Origin of the sequence: Sulfitobacter sp. SK011, from assembly GCF_003352065.1 — a bacterium.
In the GTDB taxonomy this organism is placed as follows: domain Bacteria; phylum Pseudomonadota; class Alphaproteobacteria; order Rhodobacterales; family Rhodobacteraceae; genus Sulfitobacter.
Window position 1 is genome coordinate 2,780,426 of the sequence record NZ_CP025803.1, and the last position, 21,715, is coordinate 2,802,140.

Genomic DNA, 21,715 nt, shown 5'->3' on the forward strand with positions numbered 1-21,715 from the left:
GGCATGTGAAGTATTAAGTTCGGATTTCAGGTATGAAACGTTTAACCAGTTTTTTCAAAAGGGTGCTGAGCCAACAAGGCGACTACCCGTCAGATAGCCTTATTGAGACATTGGATGAGGGCCATCTTGCCACGTCCTTGCGCCGGCGCCCCGTCCCAATGCACCAAAACCTCGCTCAACCCATTGAAGCGCTTCTGAACATCAGTTGCCCTGATCCGACGGCAGAAGAAATGTTGCGCGACAAACATCAGCGCAGCGCCCAGCGCCTCGCGCGGCAAGAACGCTGGGCCGATCTTGCAGAGATGATTTATCATGCTGATCAAAACCGCGAAATGACCCCCGGTGCCATGCCAATTGCGGACCTGATGGCGTTTGGCGCACGGGCGGATGTGGTTCTGGCTGTCGAACATGCCCTGCAGGATGGCAGACCCCCAAAAGGGGCCCCCATGATGGCTGGCATTGAGGCGCTCGAATATATTCTATCCGAATTTCCAGGAAATTACGTCATCGCTGCGATCGTGGCACAAGCCCATATTGATATCGGCTGGGCATGGCGCGGCACCGGGTGGGACGCAGAATTGTCGAGCCAGAACCGCGAAGCATTCTCTGCGCACTTTGACCGCGCGCGCGACATCCTGAAACCGTATTGCGGTCAGGCATTGGATTCCCCCCTTCTTGCCGCAACCTGTTGCGCCTTGGTCGGCGGCACAGAACAGGGCCGGCTGACCGTCGCAGACCTTTATGAAAAGCTGATTGATCTGAACCCGTCCAACCCGCGATCCATGCGCGCGATGGGCAATTACCTGCTACCACGCTGGTGCGGCAGCTACGCCGAGTTGGAGCTTGAGGCGCGGCGCACTGCGGCACGCACCCAAAGTATTTGGGGCGCTGGCGGTTATACTTGGGTGATGTTTGACGCAATTGCCTGCGACGATCAGGCCTGCGCAAATCTGGATTTGCCATTCTTTATCGAAGGCTTGCGTGACATCCTTGATCGACGCGCGGATCCCTACACCACCAACCTTCTGGCTGCCTATTGTGCCAATGCTGTCGGCCTCACTTTTTCAGGCAACGACGAAGCCGATCAGGTCCGTACCCAGATTGCGGATGCCGCCCGCTGGATCGTGCGCGAATATCTGACCGAATTGCATCCGATGATCTGGGCCCATGCAGCCCGCGGATTTGACAACAATTTGCGCGTTCATTCGCTCTCCCGCTTTGCGGCGTCGGGCCGCGATGACGCAATGCGCATCATCTCAATGCTGTTTCAACGCGAAATTTCTTCAGGTCAAAAGATCGTCTTTACCGAAACGGGCCCGGTTGCGATGGCGAGCTAAACCCCCTGCGGCTGACCTTGAGCGCCCTTTCAAGCGACCGTCGCGACAGCACCTCAACCCTCATCCCACTTGCGACGCCTTGGCACGTGATCTAAGACCCAACTGATCCACATCGTGCGCGAGGCGACCAATGCTTGACCTGACCTATGACACCCCGAAACCCCGTGTGATTGCAGGGGCCAAGCATGACTGGGAACTGGTCATCGGCATGGAAGTGCATGCGCAGGTGCAGTCCAATGCCAAACTGTTCTCTGGGGCCTCGACCAAATTTGGGGCCGAACCCAATTCGAACGTGGCTTTTGTCGACGCGGCCATGCCCGGCATGTTGCCGGTCATCAACGATTACTGCGTGGAACAGGCGGTGCGCACCGGGCTTGGCCTCAAGGCCGAAATCAACCTGAAATCTGCCTTCGACCGCAAGAACTATTTCTATCCGGACCTGCCGCAGGGCTATCAGATTTCGCAGCTTTATCACCCCATCGTGGGCGAAGGCGAAGTTCTGGTCGAGATGGGCGACGGAACCGCGCGTCTGGTCCGTATTGAACGCATCCACATGGAACAGGACGCAGGCAAATCCATTCACGACATGGACCCCAACATGTCCTTTGTTGATCTGAACCGCACCGGCGTTTGCCTGATGGAAATCGTCAGCCGTCCCGACATTCGTGGCCCCGAAGAGGCCGCCGCCTACCTCGCCAAACTGCGCCAGATCTTGCGGTACTTGGGCACCTGCAATGGCGACATGCAGTCCGGCGCGATGCGCGCGGACGTCAACGTGTCTATCTGCCGTCCCGGCCAGTACGAAAAGTATCACGAATCTCAGGACTTCTCGCACCTTGGCACCCGCTGCGAGATCAAGAACATGAACTCCATGCGCTTTATCCAGCAAGCGATTGAGGTTGAGGCCCGCCGCCAGATTGCCATCGTTGAGGCGGGCGGCGAAGTGGTACAGGAAACCCGGCTGTTTGATCCAGACAAACAGGAAACCCGGTCGATGCGGTCCAAGGAAGAGGCGCATGATTACCGCTATTTCCCGGACCCCGATCTGCTGCCTTTGGAAATTGAACAGGCATGGGTCGATGGCATCGCCGCCACCCTTCCCGAATTGCCCGACGCCAAAAAGGCGCGCTTTATCAGCGACTTCGGCATCAGCGATTATGATGCATCCGTGCTGACCGCGGATCTGGATTCGGCTGGTTATTTTGAGGAAGTCGCACGGGATCGTGATGGAAAGATGGCAGCGAACTGGGTGATCAACGAGCTTTTTGGCCGCCTGAAAAAGGACGAGAAAGACATCGCTGACAGCCCGGTCAGCCCGGCCCATCTGGGTGGCATCATCGACCTGATCGCCTCTGACGCGATATCGGGCAAGATTGCCAAGGACGTGTTCGAGATCACCTATACCACAGGCCGTGACCCCGCCGAGATTGTGGAAACCGAAGGCATGAAGCAGGTCACAGACACGGGTGCAATTGAGGCCGCCGTAGATCAGATCATTGCCGCGAACCCCGATCAGGTCGCCAAAGCCCGCGAGAACCCAAAGCTTGCCGGTTGGTTCGTGGGTCAGGTGATGAAAGCCACGGGCGGCAAGGCCAATCCGAAGGCCGTGAATGAACTGGTGGCGAAAAAACTGGGCGGTTGAGGGTGGCACCGTCTCCCTTCCCCAATCGCGCCACGCTTGCTACAATTGTCACGTCCAAATATGAGAAATCCGCTTATGCCGCGTTTTGAGTACAAAGTTGTTCCCGCCCCCGCCAAAGGCCTCAAGGGAAAAGGTATCAAAGGGGCCGAGGCGCGGTTTTCCCATGCGCTGCAGGAATTGATGAATGGCCTGGCCGCAGACGGCTGGGAATATCAGCGCGCCGAGACCCTGCCATCGTTGGAACGTGTGGGGCTGACCGGCTCCACGACTGAATGGCGCAATGTGCTGGTGTTCCGCCGGATGCGTGAAAATGAAGCAGAGTTGTTTGCGCCCGAGTTGCTGCCAGCACCTGACGAGACTCCACCGGAAACCGTCGCGGCACCTGCTGCAAAGGCCGACACACCGCGCGTAGAGGAAAAGGTCGCACCGCTTGCGGCCAAACAGGAAGAGACCGCGCCCAAGGCCGATCCCCAGCAGCAAGATGCAGTGCCAGGAAAAGACGAGCCTTTCGACAACGGCGTCGAGGATACCGACAGCATGGACCGTGTCGGTGCCTCGCTCACAAATCTTGCAGCGGTGCGAGACTCTGGAAAATCAAGTAATTAGGTGACGTTCTTAAACATCTAGATCAAGTGCAAGGGCATGAATGCGCGCGATGAGGTCCGGGCCAAGTGCCGCATGGACCGCACGATGCCGCGCCACACGACTTAAGCCCTTGAAATGATCGGCACGGATCATCACGTTGAAATGGCTTTCACCGCCCTCGCGATATCCGCCATGCCCTCGGTGACTTTCGCTGTCGTCGACAACCTCCAACACACGTGGCGCAAGCGCCGCGAGCAGCTTCTCCTCAATTTCGCGGGTGACCGTTCCTTTGTTAACTGACATTTTTTTATCCTACCCCCTTCAATCTCGCCCCACAGCGTCTAAAGTGACCGGCCTGAGTCGGAAAGGTCTAACCCATGCCCAAAGCTGATCCCTTCGGATTCGACATGTCCGTGTCGTCTTCGAAAAAGAAAAATCCACGCGGCAGGCGCGGCATGTCCGGCGCGTCAGAGACATCTCGGCGGACCTGCGATCATGCGGGATGTGACGAGGCGGGCAAATACCGCGCGCCAAAAGCGCCGGACGTGTTGGACGACTTCTTTTGGTTCTGTCAGGCCCATGTGCGCGAATATAATCTCAAGTGGAATTTCTTTGACGGCACCACCGAGGCCGAACTGAACGCGCAGATGTCCAGCGACAAGGTATGGGAACGCCCGACCAAACCATTGGGCGATCCTGAGGCACGGGCTTGGGCGCGGCTTGGTATTGAGGACCCCCATCAGGTGCTGGGTGCAAATGCCACGCAAAATCCCGGCAGAGGCCCCCAGGCCGGGCGACGCCTGCCCCCGACGGAGCGGCGGTCATTGGAAATTCTGGAAGCCAAGGACACCTGGACCAAGCCGGAAATCCGCAAAGCCTATAAACTGTTGATCAAGGTGCTGCATCCCGACATGAACGGCGGCGACCGATCCCAGGAAGAACAATTGCAGCAAGTCGTCTGGGCATGGGACCAGATCAAAGGCAGCCGCAACTTCAAAGACTGAGTTTTTCATGCCCGCCCGGCACCGCTGGGCGGCAGGATATTCTTGCGAAGTTATTTCTGCGCACATTCTCTGGATCAGCCACAGAGTGTTTTGACCCTAAATCGTACACCTTTGTGCAACATTTGCGCAGAGAAGTGACGTTTTTCCAGCGCCCCGATAACTGGCGACACCGGATGATGCCAGTTGCCTCTTTCCCTTGCGCCTCACCAAGATATGTTGCACCAGATACGCGCGTCGCAAAGTCGCGGCGCATGGGGCAAAAGGAAGATACGGCATGGACGACGGCGCACTGGACATCAACGCAAGACCAACCGAAGAGATTTCCGTTCGTGACGTCTTTGGCATCGATACTGACATGGTGGCCAAACGCTTTGCCGATCGCACTGACCGCGTGCCGGCGCTGGACAGCACCTACAAGTTTGATCCCGATACCACATTGGCCATTTTGGCCGGGTTCACGCACAACCGCCGCGTCATGATCCAAGGCTACCACGGGACGGGCAAATCGACCCACATCGAACAGGTGGCAAGCCTGCTCAACTGGCCCTGCGTGCGCGTCAACCTTGACAGCCACATCAGCCGGATTGACCTGATCGGCAAAGACGCGATCAAGCTGGTGGATGGCAAGCAGGTCACGGCGTTTCAGGAAGGCATCCTGCCCTGGGCGCTGCGCAACCCCACCGCCATTGTGTTTGATGAATACGACGCAGGCCGCGCCGATGTGATGTTCGTGATCCAGCGCGTGCTGGAAACGGACGGCAAGCTGACATTGCTGGACCAGAACAAGGTGATCACGCCGCACCCCTATTTCCGCATCTTTGCGACCGCCAATACCGTGGGTCTGGGTGACACAACCGGCCTTTACCACGGCACCCAGCAGATCAACCAGGGTCAGATGGACCGCTGGTCACTGGTGGCGACGCTGAACTATCTGTCGATTGATGCCGAAGTCGCCATCGTGCTGTCCAAAAACCCGCATTACAACACCGACAAGGGTCGCAAGACCATCAAACAGATGGTCACCGTTGCGGACCTGACCCGAACGGCCTTCATGAATGGCGAGCTGTCAACGGTGATGTCGCCCCGGACCGTCATCTCATGGGCGCAGAATGCCGAGATTTTCCGCAACGTCGGCTATGCCTTTAGGCTGTCATTCCTGAACAAATGTGATGAATTGGAGCGCCAGACCGTGGCAGAATTCTATCAGCGTTTGTTTGATGAGGAATTGCCGGAATCAGCGGCGAGTGTGAGTTTGGGGTGAGCGGTGAAAATTTCTTCAAAGAAATTTGCCAAAACTCTTTGAAGAGTTTTTCACCCAAGGTTCGGACGGAGGCGATATGAGCAAACCATCTGACAACCCCGCAGACGCGTTCAAAAAGGCGCTGGCCGAAGCCTCCAAGGTGATGGCCAATGACCCTGATCTGAACGTCAGCTATTCAGTCGATCCCTCGGGCTTGTCGGGCGATAACATGCGCCTGCCGCAGGTCAGCCGCCGCATGACCCGCGAGGAAGTTTTGCTGGCCCGTGGCACCGCTGACGCGCTGGCGTTGAACCGCCGCTATCACAACGGACAGACCCATGCGCGTTACGAGCCGCAAGGCGAAATGGCACGCGATCTTTATGAAGCGATGGAAACCGCGCGCTGCGAGGCTGTGGGCGCTCGGGACATGCCGGGCACTGCTGGCAACATCGACGTCAAGATCAAGCATGACGCGCTGCGCAAGGGCTATGATCAGGCCAAGCAGGCCAGTGACATTCCGCTGGCCACCGCTGCGGGGTATCTGGTGCGCCATCTGGCCACCGGTCGCCCCCTGCCTGCGGGCGCTGACAACGCGATGGAACTGTGGCGCGGGTTCATTGAGGACAGCGCGGGCGGCACACTGGAAAACCTGACCGATATCCTCGATGACCAATCCGCTTTTGCCAAATTTGCCCGCCAGATGATCAGTGATCTGGGCTATGGCGACCAGCTGGGCGACGACCCTGATACGCTGGACGAAGATCAGGAAGACGAAGCCGAAGAAGGGGCCGAAGAAGAGCAAGACCCAGACAGCACCGGTCAGGACGACCAGGACGATGAAGAAGCCGAAGGATCGCCCGAACAGTCGCAGGAAGACAGCCAGGATGCATCACAAGCTCAGGTCAGCATGGACGACATGGCCGATCAGGAGCTTGGAGACGAGGCGGAAATGCCCGAAGGCGACGCCCCGCTGGAGCCGCCTGCCCCGCAGCCCGTGTCAGACGCCGACCCCAATTATCTGGTCTATATGGACAGCGAAGACGAGGTGATCGGTGCCGAACATCTCGCCGACCCGATTGAACTGGAACGCCTGCGGGCCTATCTGGATCAACAGTTGGAGCCTTTGAAAGGCGCGGTAAGTCGTTTGGCCAACAAACTCCAGCGCCGCCTGCAAGCCCAACAAAACCGGTCCTGGGAATTTGATCTGGAGGAAGGCACGCTTGATGCGGGCCGGCTGGCGCGGATTGTGGCGACGCCGACAACACCGCTCAGCTTTAAGGTCGAAAAAGACACCGAATTCCGCGACACCTGCGTGACACTGCTGCTTGATAACTCTGGGTCGATGCGCGGCCGCCCCATTTCAATCGCGGCGATCTGTGCGGACGTGCTGGCCCGAACGCTGGAGCGGTGCAATGTAAAGGTCGAGATCCTTGGCTTTACCACCCGCGCCTGGAAAGGGGGCCAGGCCCGCGAGGCATGGCTGAACGCGGGCCGCCCGGTGCAGCCCGGTCGCCTGAATGATTTGCGTCACATCATCTATAAATCCGCAGATGCGCCCTGGCGGCGCACCCATCTCAATCTGGGGCTGATGATGAAAGAAGGTCTGCTGAAGGAAAATATCGACGGTGAGGCGCTGGAATGGGCGCACCGCCGCATGATGGCGCGGCACGAGTCCCGCAAAATCCTGATGGTGATCAGTGATGGTGCGCCGGTCGATGACAGCACCTTGTCGGTGAACCCTGCGAACTACCTTGAAAAGCACCTGCGCGATGTGATTGCGATGGTCGAAAAACGCAAAGCGGTTGAGTTGCTGGCGATTGGCATCGGGCATGACGTAACGCGCTATTATGAACGCGCCGTTACGATCACCGATGTGGATCAGTTGGCCGGTGCCATGACCGAACAACTTGCAGCGCTGTTTGACAGCGATCCACGGGCGCGCGCGCGCGTCATGGGGATGCGCCGCGTCAGCTAAGGCACTCATTCCACAGACCTATTGGGCAATTGAGGGAGAACGCGATGTTCCAGAGTTTCGAGGTCACGGCACGGCCGGAACAAGGACCACCCCGCCTCAAGGCGTTGCGCGCTAAATTGGCGGCTGAAGGGCTTGCCGGTTTCCTGATCCCCCGCGCCGACGCGCATCAAGGCGAATATGTCGCGGCCCATGATGAACGACTGGCATGGCTCACAGGCTTCACCGGATCTGCCGGGTTCTGCGCCGCCCTGATGGATGTCGCGGGGGTGTTCATCGACGGGCGGTACCGCACGCAGGTCAAGGCCCAGGTGGCATCCGATTTTACCCCGGTGCCCTGGCCCGAGGTCAGCCTCGCTGAGTGGTTGATTGAACAATTGCCAAATGGCGGTGTGGTGGGATTTGACCCGTGGCTGCATACCGCAGAACAGTTGGAACAACTGGATGAGGCGCTGGCGGACAGCGGCATTGAAATGCGGCGCTGTGCCAATCTGGTCGACCGCATCTGGGCGGACCAACCCAGCCCCCCGATGCAAGACGCAAAAGCGCACGCCCTTGAATTTGCCGGTGAAAGCCACAATGACAAACGCGCGCGGTTGGGCAAAACACTAACCGACGCAAAACAGACTGCGGCGGTGATCACCCTGCCCGACAGCCTTAACTGGCTGCTGAACATTCGCGGCGCCGACATTCCGCGCAACCCGGTGGCGCATGGGTTTGGCGTGCTACATGCAGACGGTGCCGTTGATCTTTTTATGGAACCACAAAAAGTTGCCGCCCTTGGTGACCATCTGGGCGATCAGGTAACGGTACATGCACCTGATCACCTACTGGCGCATCTGGGGACCCTGACCGGCCCGGTGCGGGTGGACAAGCAATCTGTCCCGGTGATCATCGCCGATACCCTGGGCGAACGGGCGGTGTGGGGGGATGACCCGTGTGCCTTGCCAAAGGCCTGCAAGAACGACGCCGAGATTGCAGGGTCAGCCGAAGCACATCTGCGGGATGGCGCGGCATTGTGTGAACTGCTGGCATGGCTCGATACAAAGGCCCCCGGCAGTTTGACCGAGACCGAGGTGGTGACCCAGCTTGAAACCTTCCGCCGCCGTGACAATGCCTTGCAGGACATCAGTTTTGAGACCATTGCCGGCACCGGGCCGAACGGCGCAATCATGCATTACCGTGTGACGACGGAAACCGACAGCACCCTTGAGGATGGTCACCTGCTGGTACTGGATTCGGGCGGGCAGTATCTGGATGGGACCACCGACATCACCCGCACAGTCCCAATCGGCACACCCAGCGATGACGCACGCGTCGCGTTCACCCGCGTACTGGCCGGGATGATCGCGATGAGCCGACTGCGCTGGCCCCAGGGTCTTGCCGGACGTGACATCGAGATGATTGGCCGGGTGCCGCTGTGGCTTGCGGGTCAAGATTTCGACCACGGGCTGGGCCACGGTGTCGGTGCATACTTAAGTGTGCACGAAGGGCCACAAAGGTTAAGCAAGATCAGCCATGTCCCCTTGTTGGCGGGCATGATCCTGTCCAACGAGCCGGGATATTACCGCGAGGGAGCCTTTGGCATCCGCCTCGAAAACCTGTTGGTGGTGCGCGACGCCCCCGCCCTGCCCGGCGGCGATGCACACCGTAAGATGTTGTATTGGCAAACGCTTAGCTTTGCACCGATAGACCGACGTCTGATCGTCGCAGAAATGCTCGAAGTTGCCGCGCGTAACTGGCTGAATGACTACCACGCACAGGTTGCGCAAAAAATTGGCCCGCGGCTTTCACCAGAGGCGAAACTGTGGTTGGATGCCGCAACAGCGCCGCTCTAGGCACCTGTAAAATCACGCGTTTGAAAGGGTTCACTATGGCCGACCATATCAAGATCACGAAAGCCGAAGGCACATGGAGCGTCCGCGCGGGCGGTGCCGTTCTTGGTGAAACCACAAACGCGCTTAAATTGACCGAAGGGGATTATCCGCCCGTCATCTATTTCCCACGCGGCGATATTGCCATGGCGTTTCTGGATTCTTCAGACAAGACAACACACTGCCCGCACAAAGGCGATGCCAGTTATTTTTCCGTGGTGACCAAAAGCCGCACCTTGAACGATGCTGTCTGGTCCTATGAAAACCCCAATGACGCCGTCGCGGCAATCAAAGATCACCTTGCGTTTTACCCCATTGATGAGATCACGGTCGAACAGATCTGAGCGCTCATCGCTCAAGAATGTTCTTCTGCCGCCGTCGCAGCCAAAGCGCGGTTATAGGCCTTAAGTGCATCGACATGGAACAACGCGCCCATCAATTCAGGCGGCGCGTCTGCGGAAAGCGTGACCACCGGAATGAACCGCGCTGATGATTGTTCAAAGATCGGCATCGCCGCCTCAAGTGTCGCGGTGCCGTCAATGTACGTGCCCGCATTGATCAAGTCCCAGCATTCGTCTTCATCGGCGGCGCGGTCGTCCTCTGGGCGGCGCATGATGCGGGCCGCCGTGAACATCGCGAGCAGATAGGCCTGTGGCCCGGCCGCAAGGTGAATGCCCCGCCGCTCCATCTGGGTCAGGAAAAAACTGCGGTCAACGATGCGCGACGCAAGCGCGGTCGACATGCTGACCGCGACCATCACCGCCAATCCTGTCTGCCAGTCCCCGGTAAGTTCAAATACGATCAGTGTGGTGGAAATCGGTGCCCCAAGGACCGCCGCCGCCACAGCCCCCATGCCCGCCAGCGCATAAAGCGTTGATGCCCCGGATACGTCCGGAAATATGCCCGTCGCAATCAGGCCAAAGGCCAACCCCGACAACGCCCCGATCATCAATGAGGGTGAAAACACCCCGCCGCCCATGCGCCCCCCAAGCGTGATGGAAACAGCCGCGACCTTGAGCATCGCAAAGATGATCACCTCATAAAGACCCAACTGCCCGGTCAGCGCCAACGACATTGTCTCATAGCCGACGCCAATGATATGGGGAAACCACAGGGCCAATATGCCAAGCAGCGCGCCCGCCACGGCAGGGCGCAACCAGCGCGGCAACCCGGTGCGTTTTTGCACATAATTCCCAAAATCCTCAGCCCAAAATATACTGCGCATCAATGCCACGGCGATCAATCCGCACGTCAGCCCCAGCAACAAGAATGCGGGCAATTCGACATAGAACTGCAAATCGCCATAGGTCGGCAGCACAAATTCAGTGACACCGCCAAATTCAAGGCGGTTGATCACGGTGCCCGCAACCGAGGCGATGACGATGGGGGCAAAAGCATGTACCGCGAAATGGCGCAACACGACCTCCAACGCGAATAGCGCCCCCGCAATAGGCGCGTTAAAGCTCGCAGAGACCCCGGCCGCCACCGCACAGCCCAAAAGATCGCGCCCGGTGATGCCATCCGCGTTTATCCGGCGGCTGACCCAGGTGGAGATGACCCCGGCCATGTGCACAACCGGCCCTTCGCGGCCTGACGAACCGCCTGTGCTCAACGTGATCCAGGAGGCGATGGCCGATGCGATCCCGGCGCGGGTCTCGACCCGGCCATCATGCAAGGCGGCCCCCAGAATGACATCGCCCACCGAACGCGCGCGCGCATCCCGGGTGAAATGATGCAAGATCAGCCCGACAGTAAGCCCGCCAAATGTCGGGATCAGGACCACCCAGTACCACGGCAGGCCAGTGATGAAACTGTGCAACTGCTGCACATCATCTGTTCCATAAAGAGTGGCCTGCAACCAGTTGATCCCCTTGCGGAAAAACAACGCCGCAAAGCCCGCTGCAATGCCGATCAACAGCGCGATGAACCAAAATGTCACCTTGCCCGGGCCGCGCAGTCGGATCACCTCATACCCGCGTTTGATCGACGCCTTTGCCAACTGAAGTTGTTGCGACAAAAAGGAAGGGTCAGGTTCACTCATAAGATTTCATGATCACGGAGCGCGGGTGTCAAGGTCAAGTACGTGATGGAAATCAGAACCGAAATACAGTCGATTTTATTCGAAAACACTGACATCACCCGGCCAACAGCACCTCGGCGGCCCCGCGTGCGGCATCGGTAATGACATCGCCCGCCAGCATGCGCGCAACCTCGTCAACACGCTCGGCTGGTGACAGCGGCGTCACAGTCGACGTCGTCATACCCTTGCTCACGGCCTTTTCCACCCGCCAATGATGCGCGCCAAGGGCGGCCACCTGCGGTGAATGGGTTACGACCAATACCTGTCCATCTTCGGCCAATGCCGCCAACCGCCGGCCCACCGCATCTGCGGTGGCACCGCCGACACCGCGGTCAATCTCGTCAAAAATCAACGTCAGACCGGATTGGCCTTGGGTCAGGCAGACCTTGAGCGCCAGAAGAAACCGGCTCAGTTCCCCGCCCGACGCGATTTTGCCCAATGGCCCCGCGGGCGCACCGGGGTTGGTGGCCACAGTGAAGGACACCGCATCGCGGCCCTCTGGCCCGGCGTCCTCGGGTGTGATCTGGGTCGCAAAGACAGCACGTTCCATTTTCAATGGGGCCAGTTCAGACGATACTGCTTTGTCGAGCTTTGTCGCGGCGCGGCGCCGCGCCTGTCCCAGCGCATCCGCCGCCGCATCATAGGCATCCCGTGCATCGCGCACCGCCTGTTCCAGCGCCGCCTGCTGCGCTTCGCCTGCGTCCAATGCCGCCAGCTTGCCGCGCAGGGTCTCTGCAAATCCGGCCAACTCATCTGGGGCCACGTCATGCTTGCGCGCCAAAGCACGGATCGCAAACAACCGCTCTTCCGCCTCTTCCAGCTCGATCGGGTTGAACGACATCGCGTCAATGGCATTGGCCACCCCTGACATCGCATCGTCCAGTTCCATCATCGCACGGTTCAGCGCGGCCATCGGTGCCTCTAACGCGCCTTCGGCCTTGTGGGCCACACCGTCCAGCCAGCGCAGCGCATCGCCAAGGCTGGTTTCGGCACCACCCTGCCCCAGTATCTCATAGGCGTTGACGACATCCGCGCGGATCTTTTCAGCGCCCTGCATCAGCCGCCGCTTGCTGTCCAGAATGGCCTCTTCGCCTGCCTGCGGGTCCAATTTGTCCAGTTCCGCAACCGCGTGGCGCAGGAATTCCTCTTCGGCCTGAATGGCCTCGCGTTCAACGGCGGCTGCCTTGGCCGCCTTGCGGGCGGCACTCAGCGCTTGCCACGCCGCGCGCACCTTGGCCTTTGCCGCGTCATTTCCGGCGAACCCATCCAAAATGGCCCGATGCCCACGTGGATTTAGCAGCCCCCGGTCATCATGCTGGCCGTGCAGCTCAACCAAAGTGTCCGACAATTCGCGCAGCACCTCACCAGAACAGCGGCGGTCGTTGACCCAGGCTGTTTTGCGCCCGTCGCTTGAATTGATGCGCCGCAAGATCAGCTCGTTTCCCGCTGGCAAACCGGCCTCTTGCAACACCGCATGGGCGGGATGGTCCGGTCCGAGGTCAAACCATGCCGTGACTTCACCCTGATCTGCGCCCTGGCGCACAAGATCGGCGCGTCCGCGCCAGCCCAGTACAAAACCCAGCGAATCCAACAGGATGGATTTCCCCGCGCCGGTTTCCCCAGTCAGCACATTAAGACCCGGCTGAAACGCAAGTTCCAGGCGATCAATGATCAGCATGTCCGAAATATCAAGTCCGCGCAGCATGTCGTTGCCCCAACGGATGGGTGAACCCCACCGCCCCTACAGCCACTCGCCCTTAATTGTCTGACGGTAAACGGCACTCAACCAGTTGTTTTTGTAAAACTTCGGTTCAAGCCCCTGACCCGTCAGCAATTTATAGCTGTCTTCGTACCATTCGGTGGATTGATAGTTGTGGCCCAGAATAGCACCGGCAGTCTGGGCTTCTTCATTCAGACCCAGCGCCAGATAGGCTTCGACCAAACGGTGCAGCGCCTCGGCCGTGTGGGTCGTGGTCTGGAATTCTTCAACCACAACCCGGAACCGGTTGATCGCCGATGTATAATGATCGCGGCGCAGATAATAACGCCCGATTTCCATCTCTTTGCCCGCCAGATGGTCAAAGGCCAGATCAAATTTCAGTATTGCCGATTTTGTGTATTCGCTGTCCGGGTATCCTTCGATCACTTGACGCAAGGACTGCAGCGCCTGAAATGTCAGACCCTGATCACGGCCCACTTCGTCGATCTGGTCGTAATAGCTGAGCGCCAACAGATATTGAGCATAGGCGGCGTCATCATCATCGGGATAAAAGTCGATAAACCGCTGCGCCGAGGACCGGCTGTTGGGATAATCCTTGTCTTGGTGATAGGAAAATGCCTGCATGATCAGCGCGCGTTTTGCCCATTCCGAATAGGGATACAGGCGCTCAATCTCAGCAAAATAGAATGCCGCATCGTCAGGACGACTGCGGTTCAGTTCAAATTCGCCACGCTCGAAAATCTGTTCTGCCGAATAGGTTTCAAGCGGAATTTCCTGAGGGTTAAAGAAGTTGCCCGTAAAACGACCGGCATCACGACTGCCGCACGCTGCAAGCGCTGCCACAATGCACACCGCACCGATCACTCGCATACGCGACCCTGCACCTGTCATGCCTGCATCCTTTGCATCGTCACATCCATGGCCAATTTTGACCCCTCTTTGCATCTAGCTAACACAATAATTTGCGATGCAAAACGCCCATTCCACACTTAGCTGCGCCGCGTCACACAAAAGCGATAGTGCTTATCCAATAACCACGCTTGCAATTGAATACATGCGCAACCCTGCACGATCAATGGCCCGGGTTGTTCCAGATGTGGCATTGGGGATTCTATCTGCAAAATCAACGCAGTCTCAGGCGACTTGCGGGATCTCATCCCAGACCAGACCATAGCCTGGCAAGCGTGACGCCATAGATGCGTCGCATTCAACCATGCGCACGGCACCGGGCGTCGCAAAAAGCTTGCGCAACAATGTGTTGGTCAGCGAATGACCGGCGCGGTTGCCGGTGTAATGGCCCAAAAGCGGCGCACCGGCCAAGGCCAGATCACCCAACGCATCCAGCATCTTGTGGCGCACAGGTTCATCCGCATGGCGCAGACCACCCGGGCTGATCACATGATCGCCCTCAAAAACGACGGCATTTTCGCCAGATTCACCGCCCAATGCCAGCCCATTCGCCTGCATCGCATCAACGTCCGCCTTGCGGCAGAACGTGCGGCTGTCGCACAGTTCGCGGGCAAAGGACCCGTTGTTCATCACCAGTGATTTTTTCTGATGGCCAATGGCGGCATCAACAAAATCAATCTCAAAATCAATCCGCAGGGTATGGGAGGGTGCCAGTGTCGCAGAGGCGTCACCGTCTGTTACGGTCACGGTTTTCAGCACTTCAAATGCCATCACCGGTGCGGCAAGGCGGCGGATGCCACGTTCCATGAACCCGCGTACAAAGGGGATCGCGGACCCATCAAGAATTGGCACTTCGGGGCCGTCGATTTCAACCAGTGCATTGTGAATACCACAACCCGCAAGTGCCGCCATCAGATGTTCAACAGTTGAGACAGACAGACCATTTGCATTTTCAAGTTTTGTACAAAGAGGCGACCGATTAACGGCATCCCAGCGCGCCGGGATCATCCGGTCGCCCACAACCACATCCGTGCGCGAAAACCAAATGCCATGGTGCGCACTTGCAGGACGCACAGTCACAGTCGCTTGCTGGCCAGAGTGCAACCCCTTGCCGGTAAAGCTCATCGCTGATTTGATCGTGTTCTGCACAAGAATCGTCCTCATCATTCCCAGATCGCTGTCCGGGCTTGAACACTGAACTAAGCGGGGCGTTCCTTTTAGACAATTCAACCTTTGCAACCGACTGAAACATGCCCGTTACAATTGGGCGCAAACACGCCGTCTGTTTTCCAATGCCCTGATAATAAAAGAAAAAGGGCCGCCCTCAGGCAGCCCTCTTCAAAGAACATGTGACTGAATCAGTTCGCCTGGCGGCGCAAAAACGCAGGAATTTCGATCCGCTCCTGATCCGCATCAGCCGCATCCTGAGGCTGTGGCGCTGCCGCTGAAGCGCGGGTTTGGACCGGTGGTTGCTGACGCACAGGGCGCTGAGCTGGCGTTTCGCCCTCTGCATGGCCCGTCATCCGGTTGATCAGAGAGTTAATCCCAAAGCGTGGTTTCTCACCGCCATGCTGCGGCACTGCGGTTGGCCGCTGCTGAGCTTGCGCGGCAATCGGGCGCTGCTGCTCTGGTGATGCTTTTTGTGCAGCTGCCCGCAAACGTGCCATCGCCTCTGGCGACGGCGTGCCGGGCGTTGGCGCACGCGGGGCAACAAAAGTCTCCGGCTCCACGTCCAGCATCTCTTCTGAGCGGGGCTCAAATGCCGCGACCTGTGGCTGATACGCGGGCGCAGGCAAGTCGTCGCTGTCGTCCGATGCGTCATCCGCAAAGATGTCTTCGGCCTGATCTTCTGCGGCAGCACGCTGTACATCGATATCGTCGAACATCTGCTGCTGGTCTTCTTCCTGCGACATCTCAGCTGCGACCGGGGCTGCAGCCGCTGCGGCGGCCATTGGCGCTTCTTCTGAAACCGCCTGCTGCTTTAAAGGCTGGCTCATGGACCGGCGCGGCACGGGCATTTCCGTGTTCACATCCGTGGCGTCGATGCCCGTTGCAACAACACTCACACGCATCAGGCCGCCCATATTCTCGTCCATGGTCGAGCCGACGATGATGTTTGCCTCTGGGTCCACTTCTTCGCGAATGCGGTTGGCGGCCTCGTCCAGTTCAAACAGGGTCAGGTCATGCCCACCGGTGATGTTGATCAGCACGCCCTTGGCACCACGCAGGCTGATTTCGTCCAGCAGCGGGTTCGCGATCGCCTTTTCAGCGGCCTGAATGGCGCGGTCTTCGCCTTCGGCCTCGCCGGTGCCCATCATCGCCTTGCCCATTTCGTCCATCACGGCACGCACATCGGCAAAGTCGAGGTTGATCAGGCCGGGGCGGACCATCAGGTCTGTGACACCTTTAACACCTTGATACAAAACATCGTCCGCCATGGAGAACGCTTCGGTGAAGGTGGTTTTTTCATTGGCCAGACGGAACAGGTTCTGGTTGGGAATGATGATCAGCGTATCGACGACCTTTTGCAGCGCTTCGACGCCATCCTCGGCCTGACGCATGCGCTTGGCACCCTCAAACTGAAACGGCTTGGTCACAACACCAACGGTCAGAACACCCAACTCGCGTGCGGCCTGCGCGATGATGGGTGCTGCACCTGTACCGGTGCCACCACCCATACCAGCGGTGATAAAGCACATATGCGCACCCGCCAGATGGTCGACGATCTGTTCGATTGATTCTTCCGCGGCGGCGGCACCGACGCTTGCCCGTGCGCCTGCACCCAGACCCTCAGTCACCTTGATCCCAAGCTGAACACGGTTCTCTGCCTTGGCCTGTTGCAACGCCTGCGCGTCGGTGTTCGCCACGACGAAATCAACGCCATCCAGTTGTTTTTCGATCATATTATTGACCGCGTTGCCGCCGGCACCACCAACACCGAACACGGTGATACGGGGTTTCAGATCTTCCTGTCCGGGCATCGATAGGTTGAGTGTCATATGTTGTCCGCCTGTTATGTTTGCCCCCGTCCCGCGGGGTTTGACCGTCTAAATTCCCATAATCCTAACGGTATGGGACCGTAACGTCACCTAAAAAACGCCATTTTGACGCTAAATATGGGCAATTTCTTGCCACTCCTGACCTTATATCGGTCAAGGCACCGCATTTTGCGGTCACCAGTTGTCCCGGAACCATTTGACCGCGCGTTTCAGTGACCGCGACGGATACCGGTCCGCGGGGATGTCGAAATCCCACCACTCATCCTGCGGGTGTGCCGCAAAGAGCGCCAGACCCACGGCCGATGCAAAGCCGGGGCCGGTTGCGGCCTGCGGCAATCCATGCACCCGCAACGGTCGGCCCAACCGGACCTGCTGTCCCAAAATCTTGCTTGCCAGCCCATCAAGGCCGGGGATCTGGCTGCCGCCTCCGGTCAGAACGATCTGTTGGCTGGGCAGATGGTCAAAGCCTGCGGCGTCCAGACGGACGCGCACCTCTTCCAGAATTTCCTCAACGCGCGGGCGCATGATGCCAATCAACTCAGCGCGGCTTGCGGTGCGGCGGTCATGTTCATAATCACCGGTGTCGCCGCCGATCTCGATCATCTCGCGGTCGTCCATCCCGGTGGCATGCACGCCACCATAAAACGTCTTGATCCGCTCGGCATTGGCGGTTGGCACCTGCAAACCCATCGAAATGTCGCTGGTCACGTGATCGCCCCCCATGCGCACGGTGTCGGCATAGATCATGTGTTTCTTGATGAAGATCGAGACGCTGGTCGATCCGCCCCCCAGATCGATGCAGGCGGCACCAAGTTCCTGTTCGTCCTCAACCAGTGACGAAATACCCGACACATAAGCCGATGACGCGATGCCTGCCAATTCCAGATCACAGCGTTTGATACAATGCGCCAAATGTTGCACGGCGGCGGCATCGACGGTCAGCATATGCATGTCCACGGACAATGCGTTACCCAATTGGCCGCGCGGATCGCTCAGCCCCGAGCGGTGATCAAGCGCAAAATTCACCGGTTGCGCGTGCAGAACCTCGCGCCCTTCGCCGTATTCGGGCACATCGCAGCTGGCCATCACCTGAGCCACGTCCTGTTCCGATACGACCTGTCCATCCAGATCAATTTCAGCATCCAACCCGTAACTGCGCGGCTCACCCCCTGAGAAACAGGCGATCACATGGTCGACGCGGATACCGGCCATCTTTTGGGCGGCCTGCAAGGCGGTGCGGATCGCGCGTTCGGTTTCGCCCATCGCGCAAATCTCGCCAAAGCGCACGCCGCGTGACCGGGTGGTCGCCGCGCCAATGACCCGGAACCCGGATTGCCCGGCAAGCGATCCAATCTCACCGTCCGTATCAAGCTGGCTTGGGCCGTCAAACCGCAGCACAAGGCAGGCGATCTTCGAACTGCCGACGTCCAGAATTGCGACCACACCACGCTGCATGGCAAGCTTGCGCATGTTCCGCATTGATCTTTGACTGTCGTAAAGGTCCATCATTGTTACTGTCCTGCACTCTGCCTGATGTGCCACCATTCGCGGGTGGCCTCTTCGTTCATTCGGACGGTTGGCCGTTGCGCCAACCGCATGTCCACACGCGCCACATCGCGGGTGAGAATCTCTTGGGCGCGTTCCAGCGCGATCACCCGTTCCAGGGCCTGCAAAGCCCCCTGTTCGGGCAACATGATCCGCTGATCACGGTCCAGCACGACATCCCAGCGCCGCTCACCGATGCGCACAACACCGCGCAACCGATTGCCCAGCGCACCGGCAACGCGGCTCAACCGCAATGCTTCGGCCACATCCCGTGTCGCACCTTGCCCGGCGATCAGGGGCATCTGCGGGAATTCAGAACGCGAGGTGATGGTGCTGATGTGCGCGCCGGTTTCGTCGATCAGGGTCAGGCCATCTTCGCTGCGCCAAATCGCGGCAGGCATGCGCGGTGTCACTTCTATCTGCAAAATGCCGCCGGGGCGAATGCGCACGCTGGCCTTTTTGACACCGTGCAAAGCATCGATCTCGGCCCGGATTTTCTTGAGATCAAGGTCAAAGGAGCTTTGCGGAAACCGCAGTGGAACAGCGGCACGGATTTCGGCGGCCAATTCATCTTCGGCCCCGTCAATCGCCATCAGCTTGACCATGAATTCCGGGCGTTCCTGAATGCCCGCGCGCGCATCTGCAACAGCATCCGTTATCGCAGTGCGGCGGTCGGCATCCGAGAGGTAAATCGTGCCAGCCAGCAATGTGATGCAAAACGGCACCCCAACGCGCAGCCCGAACAGAAACGCTGGCGTCAGCATCAACCGCTGCATACGCCATGCCCAACGCGATGGTGCGGGGTCTGACCTGGCAGGTCTGTTGGGGTGGCGGTTCATCTTGAACATGACGCGTCCTCCACCATCCAGGCGCATAGATCAGGAAAGGAAATGCCAACAGCCCGGGCTTGTTCGGGGCTCAGTGATGTTGCTGTCATGCCGGGCTGGGTATTGGTTTCCAAAAGCACCAGACCGTCCGCGCCTTTGGCCTCATCCCACCGAAAATCCGTCCGGCTCAACCCGCGACACCCAAGGGCCACATGAGCACGTAAGGCGAAATCGAGGCACAGATCAAAAATCTCCGCGGGAATATCGGCAGGCACCACATGGGTCGATCCGCCCTCTTTGTACTTGGCATCATAGTCATACCATCCTGTCGTCAGGATATCAGTGACCGTCAGCGCCCTGCCGTCCATGACCGTCGTGGTCAACTCGCGCCCCGGCACAAAGGCTTCGACCATCACAAACTCCGGCATGTCTGCGTCAAGCTGTGGCGGGCCGTTTGCATCCTCGTCCACCAGATAGATCCCGACGCTGGATCCCTCGTTGTTGGGTTTGACCACATAGGGCGGGTCCATCACATGCGATTTGCGCACATCGGCAGACGCAGCGATGACACTGTCCACAACGGGCAATCCGGCAGCACGGTAAACATCTTTGGTGCGGTTTTTGTCCATCGCCAAGGACGAGGACAACACGCCTGAATGGCTATATGGGACGCCCATCCATTCCAGCAAACCCTGCACACAGCCGTCTTCGCCCCAACGCCCATGCAGGCAATTCAGAACCGCATCTGGTTTAAGCTCGGTCAAAACGGCAGCAAGGTCGCGGCCTGCATCGACCTCGACCACCTTGTAATTCCGTTCCCGCAATGCGGCGGCGCAGGCATGCCCGCTGTCCAGTGACACCTCGCGCTCTGCCGAGGGGCCACCCATCAATACCGCCACTGTCGGGGTTGTCCTGCTCGACGTACCCACCTTGGTGCCTTTTAAGTCCCGGACCTTTTGCGGCCCTGATTATTGTTGTCGTTTGTCGTTTTGTTCGCCGCTTTGCGGCTTATGCCTCAGGCACCGGATCACCTGCAAATTCACCGATGCGCATGATTTCCCATTCTAGCCTTATACCGCTTGAATCGTAAACCTTTTTTCGCACCTCTTCGCCCAATCCTTCAAGATCGGCAGCCGTGGCATTGCCCGTGTTGATCAGAAAATTGGGGTGCTTGGGTGACATCTGTGCACCGCCGCGCGTGGCCCCGCGCATCCCGGCATCATCAATCACCTTCCACGCCTTAAGGTCATGTACATCTTCGGCCCGGCCCGTGCTGGAATAGCCCGCCGGATTGCGGAACGTGCTGCCCGCACTGCGGTCTTTGGTCGGTTGGGTTTCATCACGCTTGCGCAATTGATCGGCCATGCGACTGTGCAGGGTTTCGGGATCACCCGCCGGCGGTTCAAATGTAGCTGATATAAGGACGCAACCGTCCGCTAAGTCACTCTGGCGATACCGAAAATTCAGGTCGGCAGCTGTCAGTGTGATCAACTCCCCCGCCCGGTTGACCGCCTGTGCGCTCACAAAACAATCTGCCGTATAGCTTCCATAGCAGCCTGCGTTCATCCGCACCGCACCTCCGATGCTGCCCGGAATGGTGCGCAAGAAAGTAAGGTCCAGCCCCGCATCGGCCGCCTTGCGGGCCACATGCGCGTCCAATGCAGCGGCTCCCGCTGTCACAAGGTCGCCGTCAATTTCAATACTGTTAAATCCGCGCCCCAATCGGATCACCACTGCGTGCAACCCACCGTCGCGGACGATCAAATTGCTGCCCACGCCGATGGGGAAAACCGCCACCTGATCCGGCAATGCGCGCAAGAAATCGCGCAGGTCATCCACATCCGCCGGAGAAAAAAGAAAATCAGCGGGCCCGCCGACTCGCAACCATGTCAAATCGTTCAAAGGCCGGTCCGCAGTGAGCCTGCCGCGCGGCATTGGCAGTGTCAGCTTGTCCATAGATATACCTTAGCTTTCGCCTTGC

The 21,715-nt window shown here is 58.7% G+C and carries 18 protein-coding genes; 8 read left to right on the forward strand and 10 right to left on the reverse strand.

The genetic code is table 11. The features are described from left to right. Window positions 1-32: 32 nt before the first annotated feature. From C1J02_RS13745 to C1J02_RS13755, 3 genes are all read left to right on the forward strand, one after another. Window positions 33-1,337: a hypothetical protein gene (locus C1J02_RS13745; RefSeq protein ID WP_254693101.1), complete on the forward strand. Its 1,305-nt coding sequence runs from the start codon at window positions 33-35 to the stop codon at window positions 1,335-1,337. A gap of 130 nt (window positions 1,338-1,467) precedes the next feature. After that, window positions 1,468-2,979 (forward strand): Asp-tRNA(Asn)/Glu-tRNA(Gln) amidotransferase subunit GatB, encoded by a 1,512-nt coding sequence (gene gatB / locus C1J02_RS13750; protein ID WP_114879084.1) that lies wholly within the window; start codon window positions 1,468-1,470, stop codon window positions 2,977-2,979. 75 nt (window positions 2,980-3,054) lie between these two features. After that, the gene (locus C1J02_RS13755) at window positions 3,055-3,585 is read left to right on the forward strand and encodes a DUF4177 domain-containing protein (RefSeq protein ID WP_114879085.1); all 531 of its coding nucleotides are present in this window, start codon (window positions 3,055-3,057) and stop codon (window positions 3,583-3,585) included. A gap of 9 nt (window positions 3,586-3,594) precedes the next feature. On the opposite strand, the gene C1J02_RS13760 is transcribed toward C1J02_RS13755, so the two are convergent. Continuing rightward, window positions 3,595-3,867 carry a BolA family transcriptional regulator gene (locus tag C1J02_RS13760; protein ID WP_114879086.1) on the reverse strand — a complete coding sequence of 91 codons (273 nt, stop codon included), beginning with the start codon at window positions 3,865-3,867 and terminating at the stop codon, window positions 3,595-3,597. 74 nt (window positions 3,868-3,941) lie between these two features. Between C1J02_RS13760 and C1J02_RS13765 the strand changes: the two genes are divergently transcribed. The 5 genes from C1J02_RS13765 to C1J02_RS13785 all read left to right on the forward strand — a co-directional run bounded on the left by C1J02_RS13765 (window position 3,942) and on the right by C1J02_RS13785 (window position 9,998). Further along, a complete protein-coding gene (locus C1J02_RS13765; RefSeq protein ID WP_114879087.1) occupies window positions 3,942-4,568 on the forward strand; it encodes a J domain-containing protein in 627 nt (208 codons plus the stop codon). Window positions 4,569-4,842: 274 nt separating this feature from the next. After that, complete coding sequence (cobS, locus tag C1J02_RS13770) at window positions 4,843-5,829, forward strand: cobaltochelatase subunit CobS (RefSeq protein ID WP_114879088.1); 987 nt, start codon at window positions 4,843-4,845, stop codon at window positions 5,827-5,829. A 76-nt stretch (window positions 5,830-5,905) separates the two neighbouring features. Further along, window positions 5,906-7,783, forward strand: a complete 1,878-nt coding sequence (cobT, locus tag C1J02_RS13775; protein WP_114879089.1) for a cobaltochelatase subunit CobT — start codon at window positions 5,906-5,908, stop codon at window positions 7,781-7,783. A gap of 44 nt (window positions 7,784-7,827) precedes the next feature. Next, entirely contained in the window at window positions 7,828-9,618 is a 1,791-nt protein-coding gene (locus C1J02_RS13780; protein ID WP_114879090.1) for an aminopeptidase P family protein, read from the forward strand. Between the two features lie 35 nt (window positions 9,619-9,653). Continuing rightward, complete coding sequence (locus C1J02_RS13785) at window positions 9,654-9,998, forward strand: DUF427 domain-containing protein (RefSeq protein WP_114879091.1); 345 nt, start codon at window positions 9,654-9,656, stop codon at window positions 9,996-9,998. 11 nt (window positions 9,999-10,009) lie between these two features. Here the strand turns inward: C1J02_RS13785 and C1J02_RS13790 are convergent, their stop codons facing one another. The 9 genes from C1J02_RS13790 to murB form a co-directional block, all read right to left on the reverse strand. Next, window positions 10,010-11,695, reverse strand: coding sequence for a chloride channel protein (locus tag C1J02_RS13790; RefSeq protein ID WP_114879092.1), 1,686 nt, complete (start codon window positions 11,693-11,695; stop codon window positions 10,010-10,012). Window positions 11,696-11,789: 94 nt separating this feature from the next. Beyond that, the gene (gene recN / locus C1J02_RS13795) at window positions 11,790-13,439 is read right to left on the reverse strand and encodes a DNA repair protein RecN (RefSeq protein WP_114879093.1); all 1,650 of its coding nucleotides are present in this window, start codon (window positions 13,437-13,439) and stop codon (window positions 11,790-11,792) included. 36 nt (window positions 13,440-13,475) lie between these two features. Next, complete coding sequence (locus C1J02_RS13800; RefSeq protein ID WP_114880588.1) at window positions 13,476-14,345, reverse strand: outer membrane protein assembly factor BamD; 870 nt, start codon at window positions 14,343-14,345, stop codon at window positions 13,476-13,478. A gap of 243 nt (window positions 14,346-14,588) precedes the next feature. Next, a complete protein-coding gene (gene lpxC, locus C1J02_RS13805; protein WP_205389919.1) occupies window positions 14,589-15,527 on the reverse strand; it encodes a UDP-3-O-acyl-N-acetylglucosamine deacetylase in 939 nt (312 codons plus the stop codon). A gap of 194 nt (window positions 15,528-15,721) precedes the next feature. Beyond that, complete coding sequence (gene ftsZ, locus C1J02_RS13810) at window positions 15,722-17,362, reverse strand: cell division protein FtsZ (protein WP_114879094.1); 1,641 nt, start codon at window positions 17,360-17,362, stop codon at window positions 15,722-15,724. A gap of 174 nt (window positions 17,363-17,536) precedes the next feature. Beyond that, the gene (gene ftsA, locus C1J02_RS13815) at window positions 17,537-18,871 is read right to left on the reverse strand and encodes a cell division protein FtsA (RefSeq protein ID WP_205389811.1); all 1,335 of its coding nucleotides are present in this window, start codon (window positions 18,869-18,871) and stop codon (window positions 17,537-17,539) included. Window positions 18,872-18,873: 2 nt separating this feature from the next. After that, complete coding sequence (locus C1J02_RS13820) at window positions 18,874-19,755, reverse strand: cell division protein FtsQ/DivIB (RefSeq protein WP_254693102.1); 882 nt, start codon at window positions 19,753-19,755, stop codon at window positions 18,874-18,876. After that, complete coding sequence (locus C1J02_RS13825; protein WP_254693289.1) at window positions 19,743-20,621, reverse strand: D-alanine--D-alanine ligase; 879 nt, start codon at window positions 20,619-20,621, stop codon at window positions 19,743-19,745. The genes C1J02_RS13820 and C1J02_RS13825 overlap by 13 nt, the downstream gene beginning before the upstream one ends. A gap of 121 nt (window positions 20,622-20,742) precedes the next feature. Continuing rightward, window positions 20,743-21,690: a UDP-N-acetylmuramate dehydrogenase gene (murB, locus tag C1J02_RS13830; RefSeq protein WP_114879096.1), complete on the reverse strand. Its 948-nt coding sequence runs from the start codon at window positions 21,688-21,690 to the stop codon at window positions 20,743-20,745. Window positions 21,691-21,715: the final 25 nt, after the last annotated feature.